Source organism: Bacteriovorax sp. Seq25_V (assembly GCF_000447795.1).
Classification (GTDB): Bacteria; Bdellovibrionota; Bacteriovoracia; order Bacteriovoracales; family Bacteriovoracaceae; genus Halobacteriovorax_A.
In genome coordinates this window covers 295,513-320,735 of sequence record NZ_AUNI01000009.1, presented here as the reverse complement: position 1 = coordinate 320,735, position 25,223 = coordinate 295,513, and the positions used below count along the sequence as shown (strand labels likewise).

Here is a 25,223-nt window from a genome sequence, read left to right as displayed (position 1 = left end):
TTTCAATAAACCCTGTAGAAATTGGACGATTTTTCGGACAAATTTAGTATTTGTCCCAATTTTTGCCCGATGTTTGGAACTTGTCCCTAAAAAATGAACCTATTATCCACAAAAATTGATAAGTCGATTTGACCATCCTAGAACTGCTTCACACAAGAAATTCAAAAGAGAAGAAATAAACAAACCTTAAAGGAGAATTACATGAAAAAATTTATCTTAGTTGCTTTAGTTGCTGTTACTTCATTTGCTAGAAACACTTATGTAAGAGAGTCTGCAAACACAGTTCTTTTCCCAGGTGCAATCGTTCCAATTACAAGCACTTGTTTAAACAACGATGGTGATCTTCAAACAACTTTTAAAGTTCAACTTTACAAAATCGTTAGAACTTCAAAAGAAAGAGAAGTTAGAATCCCAACTGAAAAGAAGTTCCTAGTTACTCCAGTTGATTACGTACAAAACGTATGTGTTCAGTACGGTAACAGAAATCAAGATTGTGTAAAATTTGAAAAAGTTGCTAAATCTTACCCAATGGTATCTAAAGTTGAGTTCTACAAAGTTACTGAAACAAGAAATAGCTCATCTGAAAAACTAATCAGAACTGAACTATTCGAAGTTCCAAACTGTAAATAAGTTCTAATCCCTCCAGGGATGTTCAATAAAGTTTGCGTGTAGGCCAAGAAAGAAATTTCTTGGCCTTTCTTATTTTGGGCAGATTTTAATATCATTTCCAATCTCATAAGAAGTCATAACCCCCCAAAATTATATGTTTCCATTCAATAAATTTCATTACCTTAGTAATTTGTTATAATAATGTCTAAAATTAGTAGGGTTTCTCACCGAAAAGAAAATTATCGAGGAGACAACATGACTGAGCAGAATATCTTTAAAGGAAAAATCACTCTTAACAGATCGAAAGGTCCAAAGAAATCAATTAACTTTAAATTTGATACCCCTAGTATTCCCCTCGATCAAGTCGTTATGCACGGATTTAAAGATTTTAATTTTCAAGAAAATGAAAAAAGAGAGCTTAGCTCAAATCATCGTAAGATCATTCGCCAATTTCAACATTTATGTCCATTAGAGATCACGCGTTACTCAAATGAACTTGTGAATATTATCAACTCTACAAATGCAGAGCATGGTCCAATTGAAATTGAAGCTTCGGATGCAGGAACATTTATTTGTTTAACTGCAATCTACTCCGGAAGAATTAATAATGATCACGAAGTAATTTTTAAACTGTCATCATCTCCACTTAGGCTATTTCCAAAAAACCTGGCTAAAAATCATAAGAATTTTAAAAATATTCAAATCAAGCTTGATGGTAACTGTGATTGCTGGTTTTCAAAACTTGAAAGTATCTCAAAGCAGCCTGTTTACCTGAAAATTAAAATGTATTCAGAGAGTGAAGACTACAAGCTAGCAGGTTAATTCGTTGACAAAAGCTTCAACGTTTTCAATCATTAAGCTAATGAAGTTTTTAATTATTTTCCTATTCTCATTTAATATCTTTGCGTCTTACCCATACTTTAAGTTTGACGAAAAGAAATTAAAACTAAACAAGGACGCACATAATCGCTATATCCGTCCTCAGCTTAAGAATATTAAGGCCGAATACTATTTAATTGCTAAAAAGCTCTCTCCTATTCACGCATCAATTATTAAACTTCGCGAATCTGCCCTAAAATTTATTTTTGACTACAATGCAAAATTCACAGAATGTGAACAGCAACAAAAAGAACAAGCTTACTGCGAGGTTGATGTTTCTTCACTACTAAATAGCTCTTACGAAGTAGATAAGAACATTCAAACCCTTCGTAAAGAAAGTATTCATCGCGATTTTTTGAAAGATGATAATATTGCAGGCTATATGTCTTTCACAAAACATCTTGATGATGTTGAAGTTTTAAATTCGCAAATTCAACGCTATCTCGAACTGAAGAAAATTGTAAACTCAACTGTCTACACAACCTACACTCCACTTTTCACAGATCTATCCAATACTGTGATTCGATTTAATATCGTTATCAACTTTGTTTTTATTGACCTCATTCCAGAAACTCTCCAAGATACATTTGAAGCACTTTTAATTCACTTTATTGCTCCACTTGAAGAGAGAATGATCAACAACTACTCACCAAAATGGTTCATACTCGAACTTGGAAAACTGAACTTAACTTGGAATACTTATCATATGAACCTAGAAAAAGGTTCGAAGGAATTTCCAGAACAATATATTAAAATAGTAAAACTAATGCACAATCGTTGGAATTCTATCTTAAAGCTGATTTTTTAATAATTCTTTGAAGCTTACGCTCCTGACTTACTGATAACTTTCCAGGCAATACTAAATTTAGTGAATCGCCACTAATCGTGAATTGGCCAAACAAGTCACGCCCCATATCTCTAATCTGAGAGTAGGAAAGAACTTGCCTCTCCCCCGTTGCTGTTGGCCCTTCGATAAACCCGTCAATAATTCTAAGGTACTCGTTACTTAGGACCTTATAAAGATGAATACTAAGAAATATAGCAGTGATAACAAAAAGAATCAGGAATGCTGTCGTACAGATTCCAACAACTTCGAGACCTAAAAGTTCAGGTGGCATTAGATAAGCATATTGCTCAATTTTCTCCTGTGACAACAGGATAAACGAAGTAGAAAATGTGAGTGAAATAAAAAAGAGAAATAAGTATTTTCGAACTATGCCAAAAACTCTTTCACTGTTTACGATCCTCATGATCCCCTCCTACAGCTCATCTTAACAGGTTTTAGTACAAGACGATATGTGGGAAGGAGTTTCCTCAAGCAGGGAAAACAAAAAAGGCTCCTTTCGGAGCCTTTAGTATAATTAGAAACTAATTACATTTTTGAAGTTCTAGAGTACTTAACGTTTGCCTTCTTTCTTCTCTTATCAGCAGCTGCAAGCTTCTCTTTGTTTCTGATAGAAGGTTTCTTATACTCTTGTCTTTTACGATATTCTCTAATAACACCGTAAGACTCACAAAATCTCTTAAATTTCTTAAGAGCTCTTTCAACACCAATTTTTTCGTCAATGTCGATCTTGATTGAGTAATCTTGGTCCATAGTATTCACCCCCTTCTACCAAAGATAATTTGATCCTTTAACGAATCAATCTAACTCTTTACGAGACTCGAAGCCATAAGTTATGATAGTCATGGCCCAGTGTCAATTAAAAAGTACAAGAAGGATTACGCTTTGCAACAAGGATTATTTAATACTGAGAGTTCTTTGCCCGATGGTCCACTGGCCCACCGTCTTCGCCCAAAACAGAGGGAGGACTACATTGGTCTTGAAAAATTAGTAGCAAAGTATCCATTTCTCTCTAGGGATCAAATTCCAAGTCTTTTGATTTGGGGTCCTCCTGGCTGTGGAAAAACGACACTCGCCCACGTCTTGGCAGAGAACTCTGGTTACCATTTTGAAAGCTTTAGTGCTGTCATGGGTGGAATTCCAGAGCTTAAAAAGCTTATGGCCCATGTGAAAAGTATTCGCGATGAGTATGGTAAGAAAAGTATTATCTTTATCGATGAGATTCATCGCTTTAATAAGTCTCAACAGGATGCCCTGCTACCACACATTGAAAGTGGAGCCTTCATACTAATTGGCGCAACAACAGAGAATCCAAGATCTTCTTTAAATCGTGCTCTACTATCAAGGCTTCAGATCGTAGAGATTAAGAACCATAATCTTGACAACCTCGAACAGATCCTAGATCGCGCTCTCTCCCTTGAAAAAATAGAAATCACAAAGTCAGAGAGAGAGATTCTGATCAATTTTAGTGATGGAGATGCAAGGAAGGTTTTGAATAACTTTGAACTTCTCATTGATCTTAAAGAAAGGGATGACTATAGCGAAAGTAATCTTAAGGAAATAATTCTCGAAAATGCTCGCGCCTATGATAAAAACCAAGACCGCCATTATGATGTGATCTCGGCATTTATCAAAAGTATGCGTGGTTCCGATCCCGATGCGGCTATTCTTTGGCTGGCCGTGATGCTTGATGGAGGAGAAGATCCTGTATTTATAGCCCGAAGACTCGTTATTTTTGCTTCTGAAGATGTTGGAAATGCAGATATTGGAGCACTTAATATTGCCGTCAATACATTACAGGTTGTATCACAAATAGGAATGCCAGAAGCCAGAATCTCTTTAGCACAAGCGACGACTTACCTTGCCTCAACAGTAAAGAGTAACAAGGCCTATGAGGCCATTAATAGTGCACTCGCTTATGTCCAAGATAATCAAACAATCGAAGTTCCTATGCATCTTCGAAATTTTCCAGCACCTAATCACAAAATCAAATATCAGTACCCTCATGGGCATCCAGGAAATTTTGTGACACAAGAATACGCACCAAAGAATACTCCTCAGTTTTACCACCCAACGGATGTGGGTGTTGAAAAGAATATAAAAGAAAGGCTTAAAGGTTTATGGAAAAATCTAAAAACATACTTGTAATCTCAACATTATTTGCACTCTCATCCTGCAATCTTTTTCACGATTATTCAAAAGTTGAAGATGAGGTGTACCTTGAAAATCTTTTTGATAGTAAGGTTTGTATTATTGGAGATACAGGAACAGGAAGTAGCGACCAACATCTGGTGGCAAAGGAAATGTCCAAAGAAAACTGCAAGAACATTATTCATACAGGAGACCTAATTTATCCTGATGGCCTTAAGAGTACTGATGACCCTAAATTTAAATTAAACTTTCTCGACCCATTTGCAGAAAGTATGACGACATCGAGATTTTTTCTGACACTTGGAAATCATGACTATAGAAGAGACCCTAAACCTTATCTCGATCTCGCAAAGACAAATGAGAGTATTGTCTTCCCTAACTACTACTATTTAGCGCGCTTTCAAGATGCATGCCTACTTTTTATCGACACAAACTTAAACTACCGAGGAAGCCAGGAGAAATGGCTTAGAAACAAAGTCAATGAACTCATTAATTGTTCTTCAAGTTTTATTATTGGGCACCATCCACTTGTGAGTTCAGGTGACCATGGGAATGCAACAGGACTAATAAAAAGTTTTCTTGAAAAATACGTTAAGGATCACACTCCTCTTTATATCTCAGGACATGATCACCAACTATCTTACGAAAAAATTGATGAGCATACTTTTCAATTAATTTCAGGAGCAGGTGCAAAGCTTAGGCCAGTAAAGAAATTACCGACAACTCTATTTGTAAAATCAGATCTTGGTTATGTTGTACTTGAAAAAGTGAATGGTAAAATTAATATCATTTTTAAAGTAATTAATTTTAACAAAGAAAGTGAAGAAGCGTTTCGAACGATTTTAGATTAAAAAGGCTTTCGCCGTTGGGATTAATCCCAACGACTAAAAATAATATGAGCAGTTGTTTGAAGATCGTTAGTCACAAAGAAGTAACCAAGATCAGTTTCAACATAACATACTTGAGAGTTCTCTCTCTTTCCAACTAGAGTTCTACAGCTACTTGAAGTTCTTCCTAGTGGTCCCCATCCAAAATTAATATCGCTTCTTCCATCACATCCATTAAAGTTTAAGAGAGCTCTAATCATTTCAATTGAAATTGCTAGGTGATCATTTTCATGAGCTGTAATATTAATCGAGTCAGTATCTAATTTGAATGCTCTACTATCTACAGAAAAGTTATAAGTAAGCTTCTCTAAACAAGTATTCTTATCTGCAAATACATTGAAAGAGAGACCAGCGATAAGTGCAATAATTAGTGTGCGCATAATTACTCCTGAACATTTTTTGTGTTGTTGTCGTGCGGTTATAGATAAACAGAGACGATTTGGCAAAGAGTTTATACCCCTATACATATAGCAACGCATCAAGTACTTATAAAACGGAAATAATCATTTTTTTTATAAGTTTAACTTAAAAAAGGTATTAGCAATGTTAATAATTTTATGTATGATCTCTGCACTTCACAAAGGGGCACAACGTGATTAAAACAATTCTAGCAACACTACTACTTGTATCATTTACAACAGCGGCAGAGGACTTCAACACGTACTATCCAACAGAGTTAGGAAAGTACTTAAAGTCGAACACAAATGTTGATCAAGATGAGCTTAAAACTTTCCTTTTCGACGTTTTAGACAGCACACACCAGCAAGTTTCAGGAGGGCATGATGTTCTTGGATGTTCTTCAGGAAAAGGGAAATGCTACTCACAAAACGTTCTTGGTTACAGTGGAGCGAGAAAAGTTCTTTTTGGTAAAATTCACTTAGAAAAAGATGGCGAGGGTTACTTTATTAAAGACGTTTACTGCAATAAAGAGATTAGAGAACGCCAAACAAGAATGGGACCAGGTAGAATCCCAAATAACAATATCATTAACTGTGAGCACACTTGGCCACAATCTAAATTCACGGGTAGATTTCCAAAAGAAATGCAAAAATCTGACCTTCACCACCTTTACCCAACAGATTCTCATGCGAACTCTGTAAGAGGTAACTATCCATTTAAAGATATTGATGGTGATCTTTATGTAGATGAAGATTGTACAGCTTCAAGAAGCTTAAATGGAAACAGCTTTGAGCCACCAACAGAGCACAAAGGAAATGTTGCAAGAGCACTTTTCTACTTCTCAGTTAGATACCAAATTAAAATCGACAGAAACCAAGAAGAAACTCTTAAGAGATGGCATAATGAAGATCCTGTAGATGCTGACGAGAGAGATAGAAATGAGCAAATCTTTCAAGTTCAAAATAACAGAAATCCATTCGTTGACATGCCTGAACTGGTTGACGTAATTAAAGACTTCTAGAAAATAGCTAAAAATATAAAATTAGGCCTAGAGAATTCTAGGCCTTTTTTTTTGACTTGGATTAAAGAATGGGCAAAGAATTTTGGAAAGATATTCCTCTTAATCAACTCTCTGAGGAGCAGTGGGAAAGCCTTTGCGATGGTTGTGGAAAGTGTTGTCTCAATAAACTTGAAGATGATGGAGAGGTAGCTTTTACTTGGGTTAGTTGTCGATTTTTAGACTGTGAAACATGTCAGTGTACAGACTATCCTAACCGATTAAAAAACGTTCCTTCATGTATTAAGATTTCTCCTGAGAAACTTGATTCCCTACTTCCAATTCTTCCACAAACCTGTGCTTATAAATTAATTGCGACAGGTCAGGACCTGTATGAATGGCATCATTTAATTTCAGGAGATAGAAGCCTGGTACATGAAGAAGAAATTTCAGTAAAAGGAATGGCCATCAGTGAAGACGAAGTCGATCCCGATGACCTTGACCTATTTATAATCGACGAAGAAGACTTCTAGAATCTTTCGTGTGAAAAACCATGGTAAAGTCTAAATTCTTCATCTGACATTACTTTTTTTGCATCTTTACCTAAGATTGCTTTTACTTTATCAAAAGCCTGGAACATAAGCTCTAACTTACGATTATAAAGCTTCTTAAGATCTTTCTTAACAAAGTTAATTTCTTTATTCTTATCTTCAGCAAGATACTTGAAAAGAAGAACTTTATTTTGTTTAATTTTTTCTGAGATATCTTGAGAGTCTGCATAAACATCAGCATGAAGGTTTAAAAGCTTATCGTGCTGATCCTTTGTAATACCAGGGATTCTATTTATCATCTCTCTCATTTTATCAATCATTTGTTCTTGAGATATATGACCTACAGTCATTCTATCCTCACGTACTTCTTCTTTTACTGCCGATGAGCACGAACCTAAAAGAACAAGAGTTAAAATCAATAATAAATTTTTCATACGATCTCCTTTAAAAGTTAAGAAAATCATAGCTTAGGAGAATATAAAATAGAAATGATTTAGATCATAAAAAAAGGCCTCTTTCGAGGCCTTCTTACTATTTTATTATAACTATTGAAGTTATGGAGAGATGTAAAGTCCATCAAGAGAAGCATCCAACTCATATTGCTTTTCTTTATTTAAATATTTCTTTGTCAAAACATCAAAGATAATAGTCGCTGGATTTATTTCTCCATAAAAGCTGGAGTTAGCATAGACATAACTCATCTTTGTTCCTTCGACAGCTAGCTCTGATGCAAAAACTTTCTTCCCAATAGATGCTGATTTCAACTTCATCATGAATTCAAACATTTCTTTATCACTTAGTTTTGCTAGGTAAGTTTCAAGATCATTAATAGAAATATTTTTCTGCATAAGAAAAAAACGAGTGCTCTTACCGCTTAAATCACTTCGAGAAGCAGCTCTAATAACATCATCAATCATATCAACTCTAGAAATCTTTTGATAAATTTTTTCAGTAACTTTTATAACCTTAGAAGCTATTCCTAAACCAATTAATTCCAAGGCTAAAATTGCCCCAACCGCTTTTCCATCTTGAATAAACTGCGCCTTCATCTTCAGAAGTTCCTGAAGCTGATACTGATCTCTCTCAGACATGGATGTTAAAAAATGTGCAAATTCTTTTTCCTGTTGATTATTATAGAGCTTATATGACTTCATTCCAATATCTGCCACAGTAATGGCAGTAAGCCCGTAAAAAATCCAGCTCATAGCAAAAATAGCTCCACCGGTTAAGATAAACGGTATAAACAACATCCCAAGTAGAATTGGGGCAAGATACCACTGTGAAGATTCTCCAGATTCGAGAGATCCCTGTGTCACGTAAGCATAATCTACTAAGTCATAAATTAGGCAGTAATTATCACTAAACAATGTGTTTTCTTTAAAAGTTTGGGCAACAATATCTGGAGCATGAAGAGTAAATTGGCTAAAGGTACTAATCTCATTCGTCAATCTCTCTTCCTTTTCTTCATAAGAGCCACTATTTTCCCTAGCTAGTGTAGCACTCGCTAAATTTTTAGTTATGATATTTCCAACTTTTGACCAATTATTCTTTATCATTTTTAGATAGCCGCGATAGGCATCTTCGACATCCTCAGCATCAATTTTTTCATTATGTCTTTTTGAACTGTCTCGAAACTCCTCTTTAGTAAGTGGTAAACCGACGATCTCCTGAATTTCAGAAGTTAACATCAAAATGCCAAAAGTTCCCTTAAACATGAAAAAATATGACTTCAAATAATCTTCGTATGTTTTAAACTCTCTACGATCAATCTTATTATTTAAACTACTTATGAGGAAACTAAGTGATTCAGAGAGCTCTTCAAATGTGTATCTTTTTGGATTATATCGACTTATACCATCAAGCTTTTCCGAAATATAATTCTTAAGCTTCGTTTCATCTTCACAATAGTGTCGACAATAATTCTTAGAAATCCAACCAGGAAGATAAGAAATCATATGGTTTATTGTTCTACCTGATGATGGCATTTTTTGAGTATCAATCAAATAGTAAATATTAATACTTTGATCAACACTTCTAAAGAGAACTTTTCGCGCAATCTCATAATTAAGCTTTTGAAAAAGATTCAGTTGAAAACTTTTTAAACTAGACTTAAATTCATTAGACTCGTAACCAGCTCCATAGTTAACCATAACTGGTTCTTCAATATCAATATCAGCTCTATTCGCAACTTTAAAATATGAGTGGGCCCACTTTACATTGTAGAAACTTCGGCAACCATTATAATATTCACCACTCACCTGGGCAAACGTTGAGTGAAAAACAAAAATAAACAAAAACAATATTCTTATCATGTTTTTAAAAGAGCAAGATAAGTGCCAACATCTCCCTAAAAAAAAACAGCTTTCTTATTGATTTACAACTTAACCGTTTATTTAGACTGACATAGCTTATAAAGCTGTATAGTTTTTATACAATAATTAAAGGATAAAATTTCCGTATCTACTTTCGGGTGGAAAAAAAAAGGCCTCTTTCGAGGCCTTTCATAAAATTAGAATAAACTTGATGGGTCCATTGTCTCAAGCGTGTTAATTACATGCTTAAGAAACTTAGAACCTAGTTCTCCATCAATTAGTCTGTGATCATATGTATGTGTTGCATACATAATATCTCTGATAGCAATCGCAAGGTCATCAGTTACGACTGGTGCTTTTTTAATTGTACCAACACAGAAGATACCCAATTGTGGTTGAAGAATTACTGGCGTCGCGGCCATAATTCCAAATGATCCGTTGTTAGTGAATGTATATGTTCCACCTGATAGATCATCCATTGAAAGCTTCTTCGCTCTTGCTTTATTTACAAGAGCATCAAGAGCTCTCGCGATACCTGTAATATTTAAGTTGTCTGCTCCCTTGATAACTGGAACAACAAGACCATTTCCAGGAACGGCTACTGCACATCCAAGATTAATGTCTTTCTTAACGATAATGTTATCACCATCAATTGAAGCGTTAACAAGAGGGAATTCTTTAAGCGCTTGAACTAGAGCATAAAGAATGAAGTGAGTATAAGTTAGAGAGAAACCTTCTTGCTTCTTAAATTCATTTTTAAATGAATCTCTAAACTTCACAAGTCTTGTCATATCAACTTGATCAATAGAGTTAACGTGTGGAGAAGTCATTTTACTTGCAATCATATTACGAGCAATTGCTTTTCTCATGTTATCCATTGGAATAATTTCAACGCGTCCACTTGTCGCCGCTGCAATATTAGCAGCACTTGGTGCAGATGATGCAGAAGCTGGTTTTGGAGCACTAGCTGCTGGAGCTGATGCCACAGGAGCTGTACCACGGTTACCTAGGTAGTTCATGAAATCATCTTTATTCACTCTTCCAGCTGCCCCAGAACCCTTAAGATTAGCAAGTTCAGATAGAGCAACTCCGTGCTTCGCTGCTAGAGCTTTAACAAGTGGAGTATAGAATCTTCTTCCTGTTGGCTCAGCTGCTGCAACTGGAGTTGAAGCTACTGCCGCAGCAGGTGCTGCTGCCGGAGCAGACGCCGCTGGAGCTGATGCTGTAGAAGCTCCACCACCAAATGGGATAGAAGTATTCATTTCAATCGATGCGATCTTTACACCAACATCAATAGTTTCACCTTCAGCAAAAAGAACTTCTTCAAGTCTTCCTGAGATTGGTGATGGGATTTCTGATTCAACTTTATCAGTTGAAATATCAAGAAGAATTTCATCAATTTCAACCATATCACCTGGTTGCTTGTGCCACTTTGTAATAGTACCAGTTGTAATAGACTCACCCATTTGTGGCATTACGATATCCATTCTATCACTTCCTGCTGCTGGTGCACTTGAAGCTGCCGGAGCCGCCGCTGGTGCTGAAGCCGCTGGAGCAGCTGCTGCTGGTGCAGATGCCGAAGCGTTAACGTCATCATCAATAACAGCGATTAAAACACCAACGTCAATCGTGTCACCTTCTGATGCCTTTAGCTCAACAACTTTTCCTTCAAATGGTGAAGGAATTTCTGATTCAACTTTATCTGTAGAGATCTCAAGTAGAACTTCGTCTAATTTAATTGTCTCTCCTACTTGCTTGTGCCATTTTGTAATAGTACCAGTCGTGATCGACTCTCCCATTTGTGGCATTACAATTTCGTGTCTCATATATTTCTCCTAAAAGTTTAAACTTCTACCTTTTGCATTTAATACTGACTCTGCAAGGAACTCACCTAATGTCGGGTGCGGGTGAACTGTTGCAAAAATTTCTTCATCAATACCTTCCATTTGTCTAAATAGAACGTACTCATGAATAAGCTCTGTAGCATTTGCTCCAACAATGTGAGCTCCTAGCATTTCTCCATTTTCACCCATAAGTGTTTTTACAAACCCTTCTGTTTCATTTGAAGCAACTGCTTTACCATTCGCTTGGAACGGAAGTTTACCAACAGAATACTTAATTCCTTTTTCCTTAAGCGCTCTTTCTGTGTAACCAACAGAAGCTACCTGTGGCTGACAGTAAGTACAACCAGGAATATTCATTGGATCAATCGCGTGAGGGTGAAGACCAGCAATATGCTCAGCAGCTGTTACACCTTCGTGAGAAGCAGCGTGTGCAAGTAGTGGAGGTCCAGCAAGGTCACCGATTGCATAAATATTTGATACAGATGTTTGGTACATATTATTTACAGAAACAAAACCTCTTTCAGTTTTAACACCAACTGACTCAAGTCCGATTCCGTCAATATTTCCAGTCATCCCAACTGCAATTAACCCCATCTCAAATTTGTAATCAACAGTCTTACCATTTTCAACAGCAGTGATTGTGACATCCTTTCCGTTGTTCTTAGCTGAAACCTTTTCGATTCCAAGAGATAGCTTAATTCCATATTTCTTATATGCTTTTTCAACTTCTTTAGATGAGTCAGTATCTTCAATTGGAAGAAGATTTTTTTGAAGTTCAAAGATATGAACGTCAACACCGAATGCATTCCAAAAGTAAGCGAACTCAACACCAATCGCACCGGCACCAATAATACCAATACTCTTTGGAAGAGTTTCCATTTTAATTGCTTCCCAAGCTCCGATAAGTCTCTTTCCATCGTGCTCTAGGCCTGGAAAAGATTTATAGTGAGCACCTGTAGCAAGAATGATATTTGTTGCTTCGATTACTTCCGTTGCACCTTTTTCATTCTTAATTTCAATCTGAGTTTTTGTTTTTAGTTTTGCGTACCCTTTGAATGATTCAATCTTATTTTTCTTCATAAGAAATTCAACACCCTTAGAGATTTTATCACTGATTCCCTTTGCTCTCTTAACAGCTTGAGCACCATCTAAACCTTTCAGTTCAACGTTAACTCCAAGATCTGCCATATGAGCAATTTCATGTACAGTGTGAGCAGACTTTAAAACTGCTTTAGTTGGAATACATCCTCTATTAAGGCATACTCCACCCATTTTATCCATTTCAACGATAGCTGTTTTCTTTCCTAATTGACTCGCACGGATAGCTGCTACATATCCACCAGGACCAGCTCCGATTACAACGACATCAAATTTTTTCATTCACGTATCCTTTGTATTGACCTTACGGGTCTAACTCGATATTAAAGCTTAAAATTAAAGATTTTAAAGTACATGACTTATTTAATTTTGGCATGACCCAATGTCAATAGAATGAACGCGTTACGCAAAGCGCATAGGTAATAAATCAACACTCCAACAAGGTGCACAATATTAAACTATCTCAAGAAGATTTCAAGCTAATTAATAAGTTCTTCCCTGAAGGACTTGTGGCCTTCGATCTTGAAACTTCGGGCCTATCACCTCTTGTCGATGAGATTATTGAAATTGCGGCAATAAAAATTATCGACAACAACGTTGAGTTTTTTAGCCACCTTGTAAAACCAACAAAACCTATTCCTCAATACACAATAGATATTCATGGAATCACTGATGAGATGGTGAAAGATGCCGCTCCAATTGAAGAGATTCTCCCAAAATTTATTGAGTTTTCTAAAGGCCACACTTGGGTTGCCCATAATGCGAAATTTGATGTCGGCTTCATCGTTTTTGATATGCACCGACTCGGTCTTGAATTCTTTGATTCAAAAGTTTTTTGCTCATGCAAACTTTCAAGACGTTTTGTCACTGGAAGTGAAAATCACAAACTAAAAACTCTTGCGAAGCACTTTAAAGTCGAACTTGAAAATCACCACAGGGCTCTTGATGACACTTTTGCTTGTTTAAAAATTTTCACAAACACACTAAAACTTATCAAATCAAATAGGGCCTTAGCTGAAGGAAGAATTTTCAATGTTAAGGAATTTAAAAAAGCTCTTGAATCTGAAATTCCAGAGAAACTTTCCGATATTAAAAAGTTTTTAGAAAATCAAACTCCGATTGAAATTAAGTATAAAGGCGGAAGTATGAGTGGTAAGTTCCGTCCAGTTCGTCCAATTAGCTTTCTTCCACTTCCTCAAGGAAGCGTGCTCTACGCTCACTGTTTGAAAAGTGATATGTATAAGTCTTTTAGTTTAAAAAAGATTGTCGAGTTTAGAGAAATACAAGAAGAGACTGAAAAAGCCGATCTAAAGAAAGAGAACAAAGATGATAATTAAAGGAAAAACTCTTTTTTATAGAGTTCAACAGTTTTTAATATTTGTAATTCACATTGTCCTACTCGCGTGGATTTACTGGCTATTACAAAATACTGGAAATCTATCAACAGAGAAGGTTCTCATCCATTTTACTGGGATTGGAACTTATGGTGCATTACTTATTAGAGGTTGTGCCGCTTGGGCCAAGTACCACCATCTCAAAGAAATCAAGCAACAACAAGAAGAACAAAACTAATAAGCGATGAATAAAATAGAGATCAAAACATGGCAGGATGATTTTAGATTTGCTCTAAAGAGTATTGAGCATATCAATCAATTCTTCGGTCTTGATCTACCAGAAATGCCCTACGATATTATCGTTCCTTATAATCTTGCCCATCGAATAAAAGAAGCTGGAAGTGAGAGTGTACTCTGGAAGCAATTTATTCCATCTACTGAAGAATTGAGTTCACTACAAGAAGATGGTCTTGAAGATCCAATTGGAGACAAAGTTCATAGCAAAGAAGGTGCTATCGTTCATCGCTACGATAATCGAATTCTCTTTTTTCCCACAACTGTATGTCCTGTAATCTGTCGCTACTGTTTTAGAAAGAATGAACTTAGTGCAAGTGACGATATCTTCAAGCAAGATTTTGAAAAAGCAAAATCATATATCGAGTCTCATCCAGAAATAGAAGAAGTTATTTTCTCAGGAGGAGACCCTCTAATGTTAAGTAATGAGAGGCTCCGTTTTTACTTTGAAGAGTTTTCAAGGATCCCCCAAATAAAGTACTTGAGACTTCACACAAGAACACCGGTAATTCTTCCCCTTAGAATCGACGAGGCCTTGGTTGAACTACTTAGTGAGTTTTCAAAAAGATTTGAAACTTTGAGTATGGCAATTCACATTAACCACTGTGATGAAATTGATGAACCTGTTTCTAGCAGCTTAACTAAGCTCGGACAGATCCAGTTTTTAAACTTACTCTCGCAAACAGTTTTACTCAATAAAATTAATGATAACCATCTGATTTTAATAGATCTTTATAAGAAAATTAACCGGTATCATATAAAACCTTATTACCTACATCATCCTGATCGTGTCAAAGGAGCAATGCATTTTCAGCTAGATATCCCAAAAGGGAGGAAAATTTTTGCCAATTTAAGGACACATTTACCCGGATGGTTACTCCCAACATATATTCTCGACATCCCAGGTGGACATGGAAAACAGCCCATCTACAATCCCGAAGCAATTGATTTTACAGGTAAAGTTTTGAACAAGAATGGAAAATTAATCTCTATTTAGTCTATTTTGCATTGTGTTAATTTTTCTTAATAGCTAACATATCTTAGATAAACTTAGTTAAGAAATCTTCATGATTTCTCTGTAAATAGGATGTTTTAGTTGAATAAAGAAGTCGAAGTCGTATCACCAGACCTTGTACAAAAGATCAAAAAGACTTTTGGTGAGTCTCAGGTACTAATTGTTAGTAATAACAAGGCCATGAGAAATAACCTTAAAAGAGTTTTTGTGACTTTGGGCTTTCCTATAGGAGGTATTGGAATTGCGGAGGACTACAAAACGGCAAAGGAAGTATTAGAGGAACACTCTCCTAATATTATTGTATCAAATTATCTGCTTGAAGGCGCAAATGTTATCGACCTAAGAAATCTTCACTTTGACTTGCAGGCCAATAGATTAAAAAGTTTGTTCTTTATATTAACTGAGCTAGATCACCCAAGCCTTAAGAACCTAGAGCATGATTATGATATTGACGGTGTTTTAACTGGAGTTCAAAACTTTCAAACTACCCTAGATTACTTTGCTGATAAGTTTGAAAAAAGAGTGAATGTAACAAAGTCTCACCTCTTCACTTTTAAGATTATGGAACTACTTAATCAGGGGCACTCAGAAAAAGCGAAATCTTTTATGGGTGCAGCATTTGAAATTGATGTTCCAGAAATTCAAAGAGAATTAATGTCAGCTCGAATAAACCTTTCTTTGAATAATTTTGATGATGCCCTAACTTCTCTTAAAAGAATTATTGAAATCGATGCTAAGAATTATTTTGCATTATCTGAAATTATTAATATTTATTACAATCAAAGAAATTTTGATCTCGCATATAACTATGTTGCAAGCTTTACAAAACATTATACTCCTAGTGCGAGTAAGCTTCCAAATATTTTAAAAATTTTATTATTTAATAAATCAAATGTAGAAGTCGTAAAAATCTGTGAAGCATATAAGAACGACGCGGACCTTGATCAACAAACCAAACTTAATATTGCGGCAGCTCTCGCTCTTGCCGGTAAAGCGCTAATGAAAGATAAACCAAATCTCGCGGGAGAAGCACTTAATGACTCTATTGCGATATCAGGTGGTCAAAATTTCAATATCCTGCAAATGGTTATCAATAGTATTATTGAAGAGTCAGAAAACTACGACCTAGCACAAAAGTTTATCGAAAAATATCGTCATAACTATACTGATATAAAACCTTTCCTTGCACTTGAATTTGATGTTTTTAAAAGATCGAGAAATGCAGGTGAAATATTCAAAGAAGGAATTGAGCTAATAAAAAATGATATTAAAAGCTTTAGCATTTATGATTCGTTAATATCTGCTTCTATTTCTATTGGGAGACGACAAGAAGCAATAGAAGACCTTGTATTTGAAGCCTGTAGAGAATTTCCAGATTATTGTGATCAATTTAAAAGTCACTTGCCTTCTTAATTAAAAAAGTATGTGAAAGATAAAAAAAAAGCCTTCCGTAAGGAAGGCTTTTTTATATGGAGCGCGAGACCAGGTTCGAACTGGCGACCTCCACCTTGGCAAGGTGGCGCACTACCAACTGTGCTACTCGCGCATAAAACTGACTAGTTTTGTGGAGAGAATATTATTTTTTTTCCCTATATTTTGTCAATATTAATTTATAGACTTAGAATTTAAAAAAAATCACCGAAGAGTCACTAATGAAAGAAAAATCCAAACCCAAAATAATGATCGTTGACTCAAAAGCATCTCGCCGTGACAGCTTGGCCTCGAGATTTAGGCTTCAAGGCTACTATACCGATCTTTCTAATAGTGGTTTTCAGGCTTTATCACAGCTTGAAAAGGATCCAGAGTATAAGAGCCTCATTGTCCTTGGAAATTCAAGTGACATGTCTGCCGCAGAGCTTATAGGCCTAACAAGAGAATTTAGGAAAAAAGATATTTTACAAATACTATTTGTTGACAAGAAAGCAGACCAGGAAGATGTTCTTGAAATGTTTAAAATTGGAGCAAATGACTACATCGTTTATAGCGATAAGGTATTTGGGACCCTACTGGATAAAGTCGAGAAATTTGGATTACCGGGATGAGTAATAAGATCTTTATAAAAAGTCCTATTGTGGAACTTGATGGTGAAGGTCAAGCAAGAATTTTCTCACAGGAAATTAAAAATAAAGTAATAAATCATTTTCTCGATATCAAGATTAAGTACTTTGATCTTTCTACTGAAAACATAGAACTAACGACAGGAAAAGTTTCGACAGAAGCCGAAGAAGTTGTTGAGCGTGAAGTAGCTTGTTTTCGCTGTCCTTCTTCTAATAGTGTTTCCCTGCTTTCGATATTAAGATTATGGATTGAAGCTCTAAACATGATAGCGATCCATGATAAGAATAAAGAGCTTGAAAATTTTTGTAATCGTTTAAAGGAAGAAGTTAACGCATTCAACGATAATGCTATAAATTCTCTGGATGAACTTCTTCTAAAGCTATAGATGATACAAGGCCTTTTTCCGACCTTGTATCATATACAATTTTAAAACTTGAAACCGAATCCCACACCAACGATGTATGGATCGATATCAACTTCAGCTTTTACAGTTCCATTTGAATAAGTTTCTACCTCAACATCAGTTGAAAGATATAACTTTTTAACATCAAAGTTAATATAGAGATTATCTGCAACTTTATAGTCAGCACCAACTTGGAAAGCATAACCTACACTATTGTCATATGTTACATTCTTAGCAACGCCAGTATCCTCACCATAGAAGATAGTATAGTTAATACCTGCTCCCACATATGGCTTAAAATTTCCAAAATCATGGTGATATTGACCTAGAAGAGTCGGTGGTAATAATGAGACATCTCCTAAGTCTAAGTTATTTAATGACGTTTTATAAGCGCTCGCCTTATGGGTTGTAGTTGCAAGAATCAACTCTGCAGCAAAGTTTTTATTAAAAAAATAGGTAAAGTCGACTTCAGGAACTGAAGCATTATTTAGCTTTACTTCTCCACCAACCACAGTTGGTGTCCCTTTCTCCTCAGGCATCACATTAATAACTCTCATTCTCATCATCATGTTGCTCTCAGCAGCTAGTGAAGAAAGCGAAAGTAGGGTTAATACTCCATAAACTAATTTATTCATTTGTGTACTCCTTTTTTAGATGATTCTAAGTTAAGGAATAAAATCTTGTATGTAAGTTATGCCTATCATTTATGAATGTGATAATAAGCACTTAAATAAGGAAGATCTAGAAAAGATCAAAATATGATTTAAAACAGGGACCCCTCCAGAAGTTTGCACTATGAGGCCTGGCGCAATGTCCTACACAGGGTTAATTTTTCTTAACCGATGTCTAAATTAACTCTCATACATTTTCAGGCTATTACCTAATGCTAAAAATTAACCTTTTCCCAAAAAATCTTAAGAGAACTTCACCCCAAAGAATTTCGATGTTTAGTCCAAAATATTCTTATGAGTTCGAAAAAGATCTTCATATTTATTACAGCACTTCTTATGAGCATTACAAATGTTCAAGCAGCGAGTGCAACTGCGACAGCTAGAATGAGGGTTCTTCCTGCCGTTGATTATATAAACAATAATGCTGAACAAAAAATAATTCTTAATAAAAATTTAGATAAAGTAGTTAATTCAAATCGAAGAATAGAAAAAAAATATGCTGGTCAAAAAGAAGAAATTATAATTAAGAAAGATTCAGTTATTGAGGTGATTTTCTAATATAAAACTTCAATCAAAAAATCCCCACTGTATGAACCACCTGGTTGATTGTTTGGTATTGCCTGTAAGGTCCCCCCTACGTAAATAGTCTCAGTACCTTTACTCCCAAGGTTTCCATTTGCTCCAGCAGCAGGATTAGATTCTATTTGAGATACAGTTAACGGAAAAGTACCCGCTCCAAAGCGCGAGATCGTAAAACTTGTAGGGAGAATGATTGTGTAAGTTGCTCTCTTATCTCCAGTTACTGTGAAACGAGCATTTCCAGAGTCTCCTTTAACTGTCCGAACTCGAGTTTCAGCATCGCCTTGAGCTAAGCTTCCAAAGTTCATATCCTGAACGACAGAGACTTCTATTGCAATGGCCATGACTATTTTCGAAAGTAAAAAACACAGAAAAAACTTCATATTCTTAATCCTTCAATGAATAGGCTATCTCCACCACTTGGCATTGAGAATTCTTTTTCAAAACTTTCTATTTCACATTTAGAGCACTCTATCCTTAGATGATAATCTCCAGGAGCAAGATTATCTACCCAAAAGTAACCATCATTTTCAACTCGAATTTTTCTTTTCTCATTATTTGTATCAATAATATACACATCGATATCACTCATCACTATATTCGGATTTGTTAACTGAACTTCTCCTTCAGCTTCTCCTCTAATTGAAAGAGGTACATAAATAGTGGCATTTTTACCAACCCTTGGCCAAATACGAAATCCTTTCTTATTAGCCTTCAAGTAAATATTTTCTACATCTTTCATACTAATTTTAATATCAACAGGCTTATTTGGAATCAAGTGCGTAAAGGTCGCGACTCCCAAAACATTTGTTTTTTCAGTTAATGAACCTGTAACTTTTCTAAATTCAACATTCTCAGTCAATGGCTCATCTTCGTCGTAAGTATTATTTCCATTGAGATCTTCGAATGCAATTATTTTCAAGCTTCCATAAGCACTAGTTTTCTTTTCATAAATTTGTGTTTTTCCATCATCGTAATTCAGTCCATAAGATAAATTGATTCCAATTATACTTTCCTTTTTATTATGACTAAGATTTGCTCCGAGAGTAAGATATTTCAAACGATGATTATAACTAAGCGTTGTTGTTGTTAATTCGCTATCAACATAATGAGAAATATCACCACTCAGTGAAAACCTAGAGTTTCGATGTAATAGTTCGAGACTAATATTTTCAATCTCACTATGCGAAATTCGAGTCTCAAAGCGCAATTCATTTTTTCCAAAAACATACCTATTAAATAGTTCAACAAAACTATAACCATCTAAATCTTCAAAATAAAATGATGAATATAGCTTTCCTTTAAAATATGAAAGCCGATATCTCTGCCACAGAGTATCTGTGTTTTTGAATTTCTTGTATTTAAATTCCGAAAATAACTGCAAGTTTGAAATAAACTTCAATGGGAACAGAACTGTAAGTCTTGCAATATCTTTAAGTCCTAAATCCCCTTCTAATAATTCAGAAGTTAACCCATTAACACGCGTATAAGACAATTGAGTACTAAGATCCTGAAACAATTTAAATTTTGAAGATAACTCAAAAGCATTATCCTTGCTCGTGAACGCACTATTAAGAGAAACCAAGCTACTTCCAAGATAAGTCGAACCATTTAAGCTATAAAACTCCTTGAGTCCGTCATCATAAAAAGAGGTATAAATACTTTCAACATAGAGTTTTTCACCAAATAAATAATCTACTTCTGCAAAATGGTGGCTTTCGCCTTTCTCATCAAAACCTGAAGAAAAAGTCCAAATAGGTTTTTTGGTCTTTTGAAAAGTATCATCAATATTATATGTCTCATAAGAGTGTTTAACTTCACCTTTCGGCCCATAAAAAATAAAGTGAAAACTATTTGTACCGTAATAAAGATCTATATCTTTGAATTCATATCTCTGTTTCTGTGCTGTTCCTGAATCTCGTGCAATAAAAATTCCATTTTGATAAAGTTCAACCTCCCATCCCACAGAAATAGGACCTACAAAGTCTCGCTTAGAAAAAATAACTGAAGTATTAAAAGGACGATTTGAAACTGTAGCGCCTTTCAAAGTTCGAGATCCTCCGATTAATTTAACAGAAGAAGAATTAAAATTGTACACACTAAATGACGTTGCCTCAAGGTCACCAAAAATTCTTCCTTTGTGATCTGTTCGAGATAGAGAGAGCCATTGTGCTTCTTTCATATCATTGATACCGGTATAACTCATATAAAGTTCACTTTTCAAAAACTCTGTTGAAAAGGATGTCTGATGAAGAACATCTTGATGATTCTCTCCACGACCTTCTTTAACAAATCGATAAAAAATATCTTGATCAAAATTAAACCCAGAAAGCCAATCTCTTTTGACATCGATAGCTTCTTCTCCCGCGTATGTTGTCAAAGAGCCAATATTTTTTTTCGATCTTAATTTTTTCTGTTCCGGGGGAAATAGATAAGAGCTAATTATTGATACTTCAGACCCTAGGAAATCAACATCCATCTGTACATTTAGAATTTGCTCGACGATATTCTTCCGAATATAGATACCATCTCCACCATTGATAAAGTCATCATCTTTCAATGAAGTTTTAGTAGCACCTAACTGGAACTGCTTTTTTGATATATCAATTTTGTATGTTGAAACTTCGTTTAAAACATAGCCCTCAATGATTTGATCTCCCCCAGAGGACTTTACTTCAACGCCAAGACTTTCTAATAACTCACTGAGTGGAAAATATACATCGCCACCTAAGTCAAAAACAATTAAGGCATCATTAAAAACAAAATTACCCTTGTTCTTCACTTGGAATATCAATTCATTGTAGTCGCTAACCTGCCCTCTTCCAAACACAGAATAAGTTACAACCAATATTAAAAGAATACGTAGGAGACTTAGAGTCCTTGCCACTCGACTTCTGCCCTTGCTAGTGGCGTAAGGGAATATTCATCTGGATAGAATTTAAGAATGTACTTTCCTTTTTTCTTCTCAAAGTTTTCAATCTTAAACTTCAAATCACGTTGATCAACATATAGACTTACACCATTTATAAGAGCGACAATACCTTCGGTTTTATTTTCTTCATAAAATAGCTTGAGTGTTCCGTGAGGAAATATTTTTCCTTGCTTACTCATTCTTACTCTGTAGAAGAAATTCCCGTCGGCTTCTTTAGTGATTTTAAGATCATCCAAAAGTATTTTACCATTTGGACGTCCTTGATGAAAAATAATTGGAACAGAGATGGCAACCTTTGCTTTTATTGACAACATAACACTATCAATCTTTTTATCAAGATCACTTACAATCTCTTCTATTGGCTCAAACCTTAAGTGAGCACGATAATCTCCTGCATCAAGTTTATTTGTTCCTCTGAGCATTACTCGAACGACTTGCTCTTCTTTTGCTTTCAACGTTACTCGACGTGGAGAAAACTTTAAAAACTTAACGAGTGAATTTTCTTCTGCTGTCGCTTCTTTCACTCTTTCCATATTTCCATTCATGTGTTGTCGATAAAAAATACTACTTACAGAGTAAGTTATTGTCTTATTACTTTTATTTCGAAGAGTAATAGAGCTAACCTTGTCACGGGTAGTAAGTTCAACTTTCGTTGGAAAAACCTGTAAATCAGCAAAAATATTTGAAGAAAAGAATAAAGAAAATATAAGGTATTTAATAAGTTTCATCCTAAAACAATCCAAAAAAATAATCCTTGCTCTCTCATTTACCCGTGAGAGAACAAGGAAAAAATACTATTAGTAAACTACATCAACTGTAAAAGTCGCAGCATAGTTACCTGCTACTTGAGTCGCGCTTAAAGCTGCTCTAGTTGCACCAACTTTTAAAGTTTCAGATCCTGTACCATCTAGAGACCCATTTGCTCCAGCTGCAGGAGTTGAAGTAAAAGAATCAACAGCAATTCTTTCATCAGCCGATCCACCTGCTCCAGTGATCATTTCAATCGTACCATCAGATGGAAGTGTAATTGTATAAGCTGTTGATGGTTGTCCAGTTACAGTAAATTCTGCTGCTGATGCATCCGCTGGAGCAACAGTTGATTGAGCATCACCTTGAACAGCAGATCCAAAATCAAGATCAGCTACTTGTGCAATATTAATCGCTGCCGTTACAACTGCTAGGGCCTGAGCAGTATCTGAAGCTGCCTGAGCTTTATCAATAGTTACAAAGCTAAATGTTGTCATCGTTAAAGCTGTTAAACCAAATAAAAATCTTTTCATGTATTCTCCTTTGAAAAAGATATTTTGTTGTTATACACAGCTGTACGGTTAATTTTACTTAACTCTATAGTAATTGCAGTAACTTAATTGTTAATAAATAAACACAAACTTATATTTTTATATACTTATCCTTAAAAAAAGAATTTTGCTAGGCAACATATTCCCAGTAAATATGAGAACAATACATAGTACACGGAGTCTTGGAAGTGTAGCTTATTTGGTCGCTCCTCAAGATTTTGTCTAAAAAATAGCCATTCCAGTAAGATTTACTTAGCAATTTTTGGCATCACTATTGCTTATTAATATCCAGATACTAGGGGGTATTTATGAAACACAGAAAGATGTATGTCGGTCTACTTGGCCTTTGTATGCTATCAACAGCATATGTTACAAACGAGCTCAGTTCTACTGCTATGCCAAGTCGAACAATAGCTTCAGTAAAAGAAGAGATGCTTAAGAATGGACCAATCAAGCTCATGCTTGATGATACTACTGAGTTTCAAATAAATATCTCAGATTCTTCACAAGATCTAGCTGCAACAGTCAAAGAGGTTGATGTATCACTTGAAGAAATCAAAAAACAAAAGGAAGAGCTTGAAAAAGTTGTTAAGGAAAAAGAGTTAGAGATTTCTAAGCTTAATGAAGAAATTGAACTTAACAAAAAAGATACCGCAGTCGCACTAGAAAAATCAGAAGAACTTGCCAAGGCTCTCGAAGAAAAATCAGAAGAGGTTGGCAAGTTACGTGAGTCAATTGCAAAACTTCAAGAAGTTGAAGCAAAAGCTGAAGAATTTAAAAATCAAATCAGCTCTCTTTTAGAAGAAAACGAAGCTTTAAAAGCTGAGAACTCGAAGCTAGCCTGCATGGTACAAAAACAAGAAAGCCTTGAAGAAAAAATCAGAATTTTGACTGAAGATAAGCAAAAAATTGCTGACACGTTAAAGAAACTTATTGATGACACTGATGGTGACAAAGATAAAGACGATGAAGATGACGACAAGCGACCAAAGAAGAAAGTTGCTGATGATAAAGACAAAGCAAAAGCAAAAGAAAACCTTCAAGATGCAGACTATATGGAACTTTACGCGAGCTTCTATCAAATGATTATTCAACAACGTCAAGATCAGGAGATGCAACAACAGTTACAACAGCAGCAATTTCAAATGATGATCATTGCCCAAATGAAGCAAAGAAGCGTCGTGAATGATCTTTATGGAATGCCGAATGTTTCTGGCCAGTTCTATAACAATGCTGCAAACCAAGAAATATCAATGCTCGCGACAATTCAATCAATGAGAATGAATGAGAATAATCGTCAGCAAGATTATATGAACAAGGCATTTAGACCTGAATCTTACTTTGGATTAAACACAGGAACTCAATTAAGCTTTGCAGATCAGTACATTCAGAGACAATCCATGATGTACTCGCCTCAAAACTCAATCGTACCTCAAAACTATAATATGAATAATAGTGGTTACAATTTTGAGCTCAATAGTACTACGAAGAGTATGTTTGATAACTCATTGGCAAGCTATTCACCAATGGCTCCAAGCTCGATTGCAATTTTCAACTAAGTCTCTTTTTTAGAGACTTATCTTTAAATAATAGGCCAGCTCCCCCCCCTAGGCTGGCCTATATTTGACCTTTTCTCACCGGTATAAATTTCCTTTTTTTTCTAAAACTTCATATTTAAATGACGAGAAGATGTCTAACAATGGTAGCTTTGCTTAGGGAGATGAGAGCAAGGAAGTCCAGGAACGGAAGCCACTAGACAAGAGGTAGGGTGGAAATTATGAAAATTACGATTGGAGCAACAGAAGGAAGTTCTAAGCTTATTAAAAAGTGTCACGTATGTGGTCATTTAATGGAATCAAAGAAAGAAATTGAAAAGTGTGAATGCTGTCACAAGCCATTTTTACCAATGAACTATTTTGGAAAAGTGCACGCTAAAAATTCAACAGAATTTACTCAATTATTCTCTAGAGCTTCAGAATTGCATGACGAAGACATGATTAGAGGCCTAACTGTGCTGTGGTAAGTCATTTCGACTTATCACATCACAACTCTTAATTGTTCAATTCAA

28 protein-coding genes and 1 tRNA gene are annotated in these 25,223 nt (G+C 35.4%); 16 read left to right on the top strand and 13 right to left on the bottom strand.

Annotated elements, in window-relative coordinates; genetic code table 11:
• Positions 1 to 201 precede the first annotated feature (201 nt).
• The 3 genes from M900_RS02870 to M900_RS02860 all read left to right on the top strand — a co-directional run bounded on the left by M900_RS02870 (position 202) and on the right by M900_RS02860 (position 2,296).
• Positions 202 to 630, top strand: a complete 429-nt coding sequence (locus tag M900_RS02870) for a hypothetical protein (protein WP_021273336.1) — start codon at positions 202 to 204, stop codon at positions 628 to 630.
• Between the two features lie 234 nt (positions 631 to 864).
• A complete protein-coding gene (locus tag M900_RS02865) occupies positions 865 to 1,431 on the top strand; it encodes a hypothetical protein (RefSeq protein WP_021273140.1) in 567 nt (188 codons plus the stop codon).
• A 40-nt stretch (positions 1,432 to 1,471) separates the two neighbouring features.
• Positions 1,472 to 2,296 (top strand): hypothetical protein, encoded by an 825-nt coding sequence (locus tag M900_RS02860; protein WP_198295934.1) that lies wholly within the window; start codon positions 1,472 to 1,474, stop codon positions 2,294 to 2,296.
• Here M900_RS02860 and M900_RS02855 read toward each other — a convergent pair.
• Together M900_RS02855 and rpsU are read right to left on the bottom strand one after the other, a co-directional pair.
• Positions 2,274 to 2,738: a hypothetical protein gene (locus tag M900_RS02855; protein WP_021273102.1), complete on the bottom strand. Its 465-nt coding sequence runs from the start codon at positions 2,736 to 2,738 to the stop codon at positions 2,274 to 2,276. The two genes, M900_RS02860 and M900_RS02855, sit on opposite strands and share 23 nt — an antisense overlap.
• A gap of 122 nt (positions 2,739 to 2,860) precedes the next feature.
• A complete protein-coding gene (rpsU, locus tag M900_RS02850) occupies positions 2,861 to 3,085 on the bottom strand; it encodes a 30S ribosomal protein S21 (RefSeq protein WP_021273216.1) in 225 nt (74 codons plus the stop codon).
• 132 nt (positions 3,086 to 3,217) lie between these two features.
• Here rpsU and M900_RS02845 point away from each other — a divergent pair, with 132 nt between their 5' ends.
• On the top strand, positions 3,218 to 4,480 hold the full coding sequence (locus tag M900_RS02845; RefSeq protein ID WP_021273274.1) for a replication-associated recombination protein A: 1,263 nt from the start codon (positions 3,218 to 3,220) through the stop codon (positions 4,478 to 4,480).
• Complete coding sequence (locus M900_RS02840) at positions 4,453 to 5,334, top strand: metallophosphoesterase (RefSeq protein WP_021273045.1); 882 nt, start codon at positions 4,453 to 4,455, stop codon at positions 5,332 to 5,334. Before M900_RS02845 ends, M900_RS02840 begins: the two co-directional genes overlap by 28 nt.
• A gap of 20 nt (positions 5,335 to 5,354) precedes the next feature.
• On the opposite strand, the gene M900_RS02835 is transcribed toward M900_RS02840, so the two are convergent.
• Positions 5,355 to 5,750: a hypothetical protein gene (locus M900_RS02835; protein ID WP_021273072.1), complete on the bottom strand. Its 396-nt coding sequence runs from the start codon at positions 5,748 to 5,750 to the stop codon at positions 5,355 to 5,357.
• A 212-nt stretch (positions 5,751 to 5,962) separates the two neighbouring features.
• Between M900_RS02835 and M900_RS02830 the strand changes: the two genes are divergently transcribed.
• Complete coding sequence (locus M900_RS02830; protein ID WP_021273260.1) at positions 5,963 to 6,790, top strand: endonuclease I family protein; 828 nt, start codon at positions 5,963 to 5,965, stop codon at positions 6,788 to 6,790.
• A gap of 68 nt (positions 6,791 to 6,858) precedes the next feature.
• Positions 6,859 to 7,299, top strand: a complete 441-nt coding sequence (locus M900_RS02825; RefSeq protein WP_021273412.1) for a YcgN family cysteine cluster protein — start codon at positions 6,859 to 6,861, stop codon at positions 7,297 to 7,299.
• Here M900_RS02825 and M900_RS02820 read toward each other — a convergent pair.
• From M900_RS02820 to lpdA, 4 genes are all read right to left on the bottom strand, one after another.
• Entirely contained in the window at positions 7,296 to 7,751 is a 456-nt protein-coding gene (locus tag M900_RS02820) for a hypothetical protein (protein WP_021273208.1), read from the bottom strand. The genes M900_RS02825 and M900_RS02820 overlap by 4 nt on opposite strands.
• A 120-nt stretch (positions 7,752 to 7,871) precedes the next feature.
• Positions 7,872 to 9,611, bottom strand: a complete 1,740-nt coding sequence (locus tag M900_RS02815; protein WP_021273332.1) for a hypothetical protein — start codon at positions 9,609 to 9,611, stop codon at positions 7,872 to 7,874.
• A 215-nt stretch (positions 9,612 to 9,826) separates the two neighbouring features.
• On the bottom strand, positions 9,827 to 11,455 hold the full coding sequence (gene sucB / locus M900_RS02810) for a 2-oxoglutarate dehydrogenase, E2 component, dihydrolipoamide succinyltransferase (protein WP_021273526.1): 1,629 nt from the start codon (positions 11,453 to 11,455) through the stop codon (positions 9,827 to 9,829).
• Positions 11,456 to 11,464: 9 nt separating this feature from the next.
• Positions 11,465 to 12,853, bottom strand: coding sequence for a dihydrolipoyl dehydrogenase (gene lpdA / locus M900_RS02805; RefSeq protein ID WP_021273044.1), 1,389 nt, complete (start codon positions 12,851 to 12,853; stop codon positions 11,465 to 11,467).
• A 161-nt stretch (positions 12,854 to 13,014) separates the two neighbouring features.
• Here lpdA and M900_RS16880 point away from each other — a divergent pair, with 161 nt between their 5' ends.
• The 4 genes from M900_RS16880 to M900_RS02785 all read left to right on the top strand — a co-directional run bounded on the left by M900_RS16880 (position 13,015) and on the right by M900_RS02785 (position 16,627).
• Positions 13,015 to 13,908 (top strand): PolC-type DNA polymerase III, encoded by an 894-nt coding sequence (locus M900_RS16880; protein ID WP_021273109.1) that lies wholly within the window; start codon positions 13,015 to 13,017, stop codon positions 13,906 to 13,908.
• Positions 13,898 to 14,143: a hypothetical protein gene (locus M900_RS02795; protein ID WP_021273424.1), complete on the top strand. Its 246-nt coding sequence runs from the start codon at positions 13,898 to 13,900 to the stop codon at positions 14,141 to 14,143. The genes M900_RS16880 and M900_RS02795 overlap by 11 nt, the downstream gene beginning before the upstream one ends.
• A gap of 6 nt (positions 14,144 to 14,149) precedes the next feature.
• A complete protein-coding gene (locus tag M900_RS02790) occupies positions 14,150 to 15,196 on the top strand; it encodes a KamA family radical SAM protein (protein ID WP_021273513.1) in 1,047 nt (348 codons plus the stop codon).
• A gap of 99 nt (positions 15,197 to 15,295) precedes the next feature.
• Positions 15,296 to 16,627: a hypothetical protein gene (locus tag M900_RS02785; RefSeq protein WP_021273313.1), complete on the top strand. Its 1,332-nt coding sequence runs from the start codon at positions 15,296 to 15,298 to the stop codon at positions 16,625 to 16,627.
• Positions 16,628 to 16,684: 57 nt separating this feature from the next.
• Here the strand turns inward: M900_RS02785 and M900_RS02780 are convergent.
• Positions 16,685 to 16,760 (bottom strand) — tRNA-Gly (locus tag M900_RS02780).
• Positions 16,761 to 16,866: 106 nt separating this feature from the next.
• On the opposite strand from M900_RS02780, the gene M900_RS02775 reads away from it, so the two are divergent.
• Both M900_RS02775 and M900_RS02770 read left to right on the top strand, forming a co-directional pair.
• Positions 16,867 to 17,256, top strand: coding sequence for a response regulator (locus M900_RS02775; protein WP_021273543.1), 390 nt, complete (start codon positions 16,867 to 16,869; stop codon positions 17,254 to 17,256).
• On the top strand, positions 17,253 to 17,657 hold the full coding sequence (locus M900_RS02770) for an isocitrate dehydrogenase (RefSeq protein WP_021273547.1): 405 nt from the start codon (positions 17,253 to 17,255) through the stop codon (positions 17,655 to 17,657). The genes M900_RS02775 and M900_RS02770 overlap by 4 nt, the downstream gene beginning before the upstream one ends.
• A gap of 41 nt (positions 17,658 to 17,698) precedes the next feature.
• Here M900_RS02770 and M900_RS02765 read toward each other — a convergent pair whose 3' ends face one another.
• On the bottom strand, positions 17,699 to 18,310 hold the full coding sequence (locus M900_RS02765; RefSeq protein ID WP_021273053.1) for an OmpW family protein: 612 nt from the start codon (positions 18,308 to 18,310) through the stop codon (positions 17,699 to 17,701).
• Between the two features lie 330 nt (positions 18,311 to 18,640).
• On the opposite strand from M900_RS02765, the gene M900_RS02760 reads away from it, so the two are divergent.
• Positions 18,641 to 18,904: a hypothetical protein gene (locus tag M900_RS02760; RefSeq protein ID WP_034730862.1), complete on the top strand. Its 264-nt coding sequence runs from the start codon at positions 18,641 to 18,643 to the stop codon at positions 18,902 to 18,904.
• Here M900_RS02760 and M900_RS02755 read toward each other — a convergent pair.
• The 4 genes from M900_RS02755 to M900_RS02740 all read right to left on the bottom strand — a co-directional run bounded on the left by M900_RS02755 (position 18,901) and on the right by M900_RS02740 (position 23,137).
• The gene (locus M900_RS02755; RefSeq protein WP_021273054.1) at positions 18,901 to 19,308 is read right to left on the bottom strand and encodes a DUF4402 domain-containing protein; all 408 of its coding nucleotides are present in this window, start codon (positions 19,306 to 19,308) and stop codon (positions 18,901 to 18,903) included. The two genes, M900_RS02760 and M900_RS02755, sit on opposite strands and share 4 nt — an antisense overlap.
• Complete coding sequence (locus M900_RS02750; RefSeq protein ID WP_157680530.1) at positions 19,305 to 21,812, bottom strand: hypothetical protein; 2,508 nt, start codon at positions 21,810 to 21,812, stop codon at positions 19,305 to 19,307. Before M900_RS02750 ends, M900_RS02755 begins: the two co-directional genes overlap by 4 nt.
• Positions 21,797 to 22,585, bottom strand: coding sequence for a hypothetical protein (locus M900_RS02745; RefSeq protein WP_021273204.1), 789 nt, complete (start codon positions 22,583 to 22,585; stop codon positions 21,797 to 21,799). The genes M900_RS02750 and M900_RS02745 overlap by 16 nt, the downstream gene beginning before the upstream one ends.
• Positions 22,586 to 22,654: 69 nt before the next feature.
• Entirely contained in the window at positions 22,655 to 23,137 is a 483-nt protein-coding gene (locus M900_RS02740) for a DUF4402 domain-containing protein (protein ID WP_021273284.1), read from the bottom strand.
• Positions 23,138 to 23,463: 326 nt separating this feature from the next.
• Between M900_RS02740 and M900_RS02735 the strand changes: the two genes are divergently transcribed.
• Positions 23,464 to 24,714: a hypothetical protein gene (locus M900_RS02735; RefSeq protein WP_034730855.1), complete on the top strand. Its 1,251-nt coding sequence runs from the start codon at positions 23,464 to 23,466 to the stop codon at positions 24,712 to 24,714.
• A gap of 218 nt (positions 24,715 to 24,932) precedes the next feature.
• A complete protein-coding gene (locus M900_RS02730; RefSeq protein ID WP_157680529.1) occupies positions 24,933 to 25,178 on the top strand; it encodes a hypothetical protein in 246 nt (81 codons plus the stop codon).
• The last annotated feature ends 45 nt before the right edge of the window (positions 25,179 to 25,223 follow it).

Bases quoted from the DNA above. Each gene is read 5' to 3' on its own strand.
- lpdA (WP_021273044.1), bottom strand. From the start codon at position 12,853: ATGAAAAAATTTGATGTCGTTGTAATCGGAGCTGGTCCTGGTGGATAT.
- M900_RS02865 (WP_021273140.1), top strand. From the start codon at position 865: ATGACTGAGCAGAATATCTTTAAAGGAAAAATCACTCTTAACAGATCG.
- M900_RS02855 (WP_021273102.1), bottom strand. From the start codon at position 2,738: ATGAGGATCGTAAACAGTGAAAGAGTTTTTGGCATAGTTCGAAAATAC.
- M900_RS02820 (WP_021273208.1), bottom strand. From the start codon at position 7,751: ATGAAAAATTTATTATTGATTTTAACTCTTGTTCTTTTAGGTTCGTGC.
- M900_RS02760 (WP_034730862.1), top strand. From the start codon at position 18,641: ATGAGTTCGAAAAAGATCTTCATATTTATTACAGCACTTCTTATGAGC.
- M900_RS02730 (WP_157680529.1), top strand. From the start codon at position 24,933: ATGAAAATTACGATTGGAGCAACAGAAGGAAGTTCTAAGCTTATTAAA.
- M900_RS02840 (WP_021273045.1), top strand. From the start codon at position 4,453: ATGGAAAAATCTAAAAACATACTTGTAATCTCAACATTATTTGCACTC.
- M900_RS02735 (WP_034730855.1), top strand. From the start codon at position 23,464: ATGAAACACAGAAAGATGTATGTCGGTCTACTTGGCCTTTGTATGCTA.
- rpsU (WP_021273216.1), bottom strand. From the start codon at position 3,085: ATGGACCAAGATTACTCAATCAAGATCGACATTGACGAAAAAATTGGT.
- M900_RS02870 (WP_021273336.1), top strand. From the start codon at position 202: ATGAAAAAATTTATCTTAGTTGCTTTAGTTGCTGTTACTTCATTTGCT.
- M900_RS02765 (WP_021273053.1), bottom strand. From the start codon at position 18,310: ATGAATAAATTAGTTTATGGAGTATTAACCCTACTTTCGCTTTCTTCA.
- M900_RS02770 (WP_021273547.1), top strand. From the start codon at position 17,253: ATGAGTAATAAGATCTTTATAAAAAGTCCTATTGTGGAACTTGATGGT.
- M900_RS02825 (WP_021273412.1), top strand. From the start codon at position 6,859: ATGGGCAAAGAATTTTGGAAAGATATTCCTCTTAATCAACTCTCTGAG.
- M900_RS02790 (WP_021273513.1), top strand. From the start codon at position 14,150: ATGAATAAAATAGAGATCAAAACATGGCAGGATGATTTTAGATTTGCT.
- M900_RS02745 (WP_021273204.1), bottom strand. From the start codon at position 22,585: ATGAAACTTATTAAATACCTTATATTTTCTTTATTCTTTTCTTCAAAT.
- sucB (WP_021273526.1), bottom strand. From the start codon at position 11,455: ATGAGACACGAAATTGTAATGCCACAAATGGGAGAGTCGATCACGACT.
- M900_RS02860 (WP_198295934.1), top strand. From the start codon at position 1,472: ATGAAGTTTTTAATTATTTTCCTATTCTCATTTAATATCTTTGCGTCT.
- M900_RS02755 (WP_021273054.1), bottom strand. From the start codon at position 19,308: ATGAAGTTTTTTCTGTGTTTTTTACTTTCGAAAATAGTCATGGCCATT.
- M900_RS02795 (WP_021273424.1), top strand. From the start codon at position 13,898: ATGATAATTAAAGGAAAAACTCTTTTTTATAGAGTTCAACAGTTTTTA.
- M900_RS02835 (WP_021273072.1), bottom strand. From the start codon at position 5,750: ATGCGCACACTAATTATTGCACTTATCGCTGGTCTCTCTTTCAATGTA.
- M900_RS02775 (WP_021273543.1), top strand. From the start codon at position 16,867: ATGAAAGAAAAATCCAAACCCAAAATAATGATCGTTGACTCAAAAGCA.
- M900_RS02740 (WP_021273284.1), bottom strand. From the start codon at position 23,137: ATGAAAAGATTTTTATTTGGTTTAACAGCTTTAACGATGACAACATTT.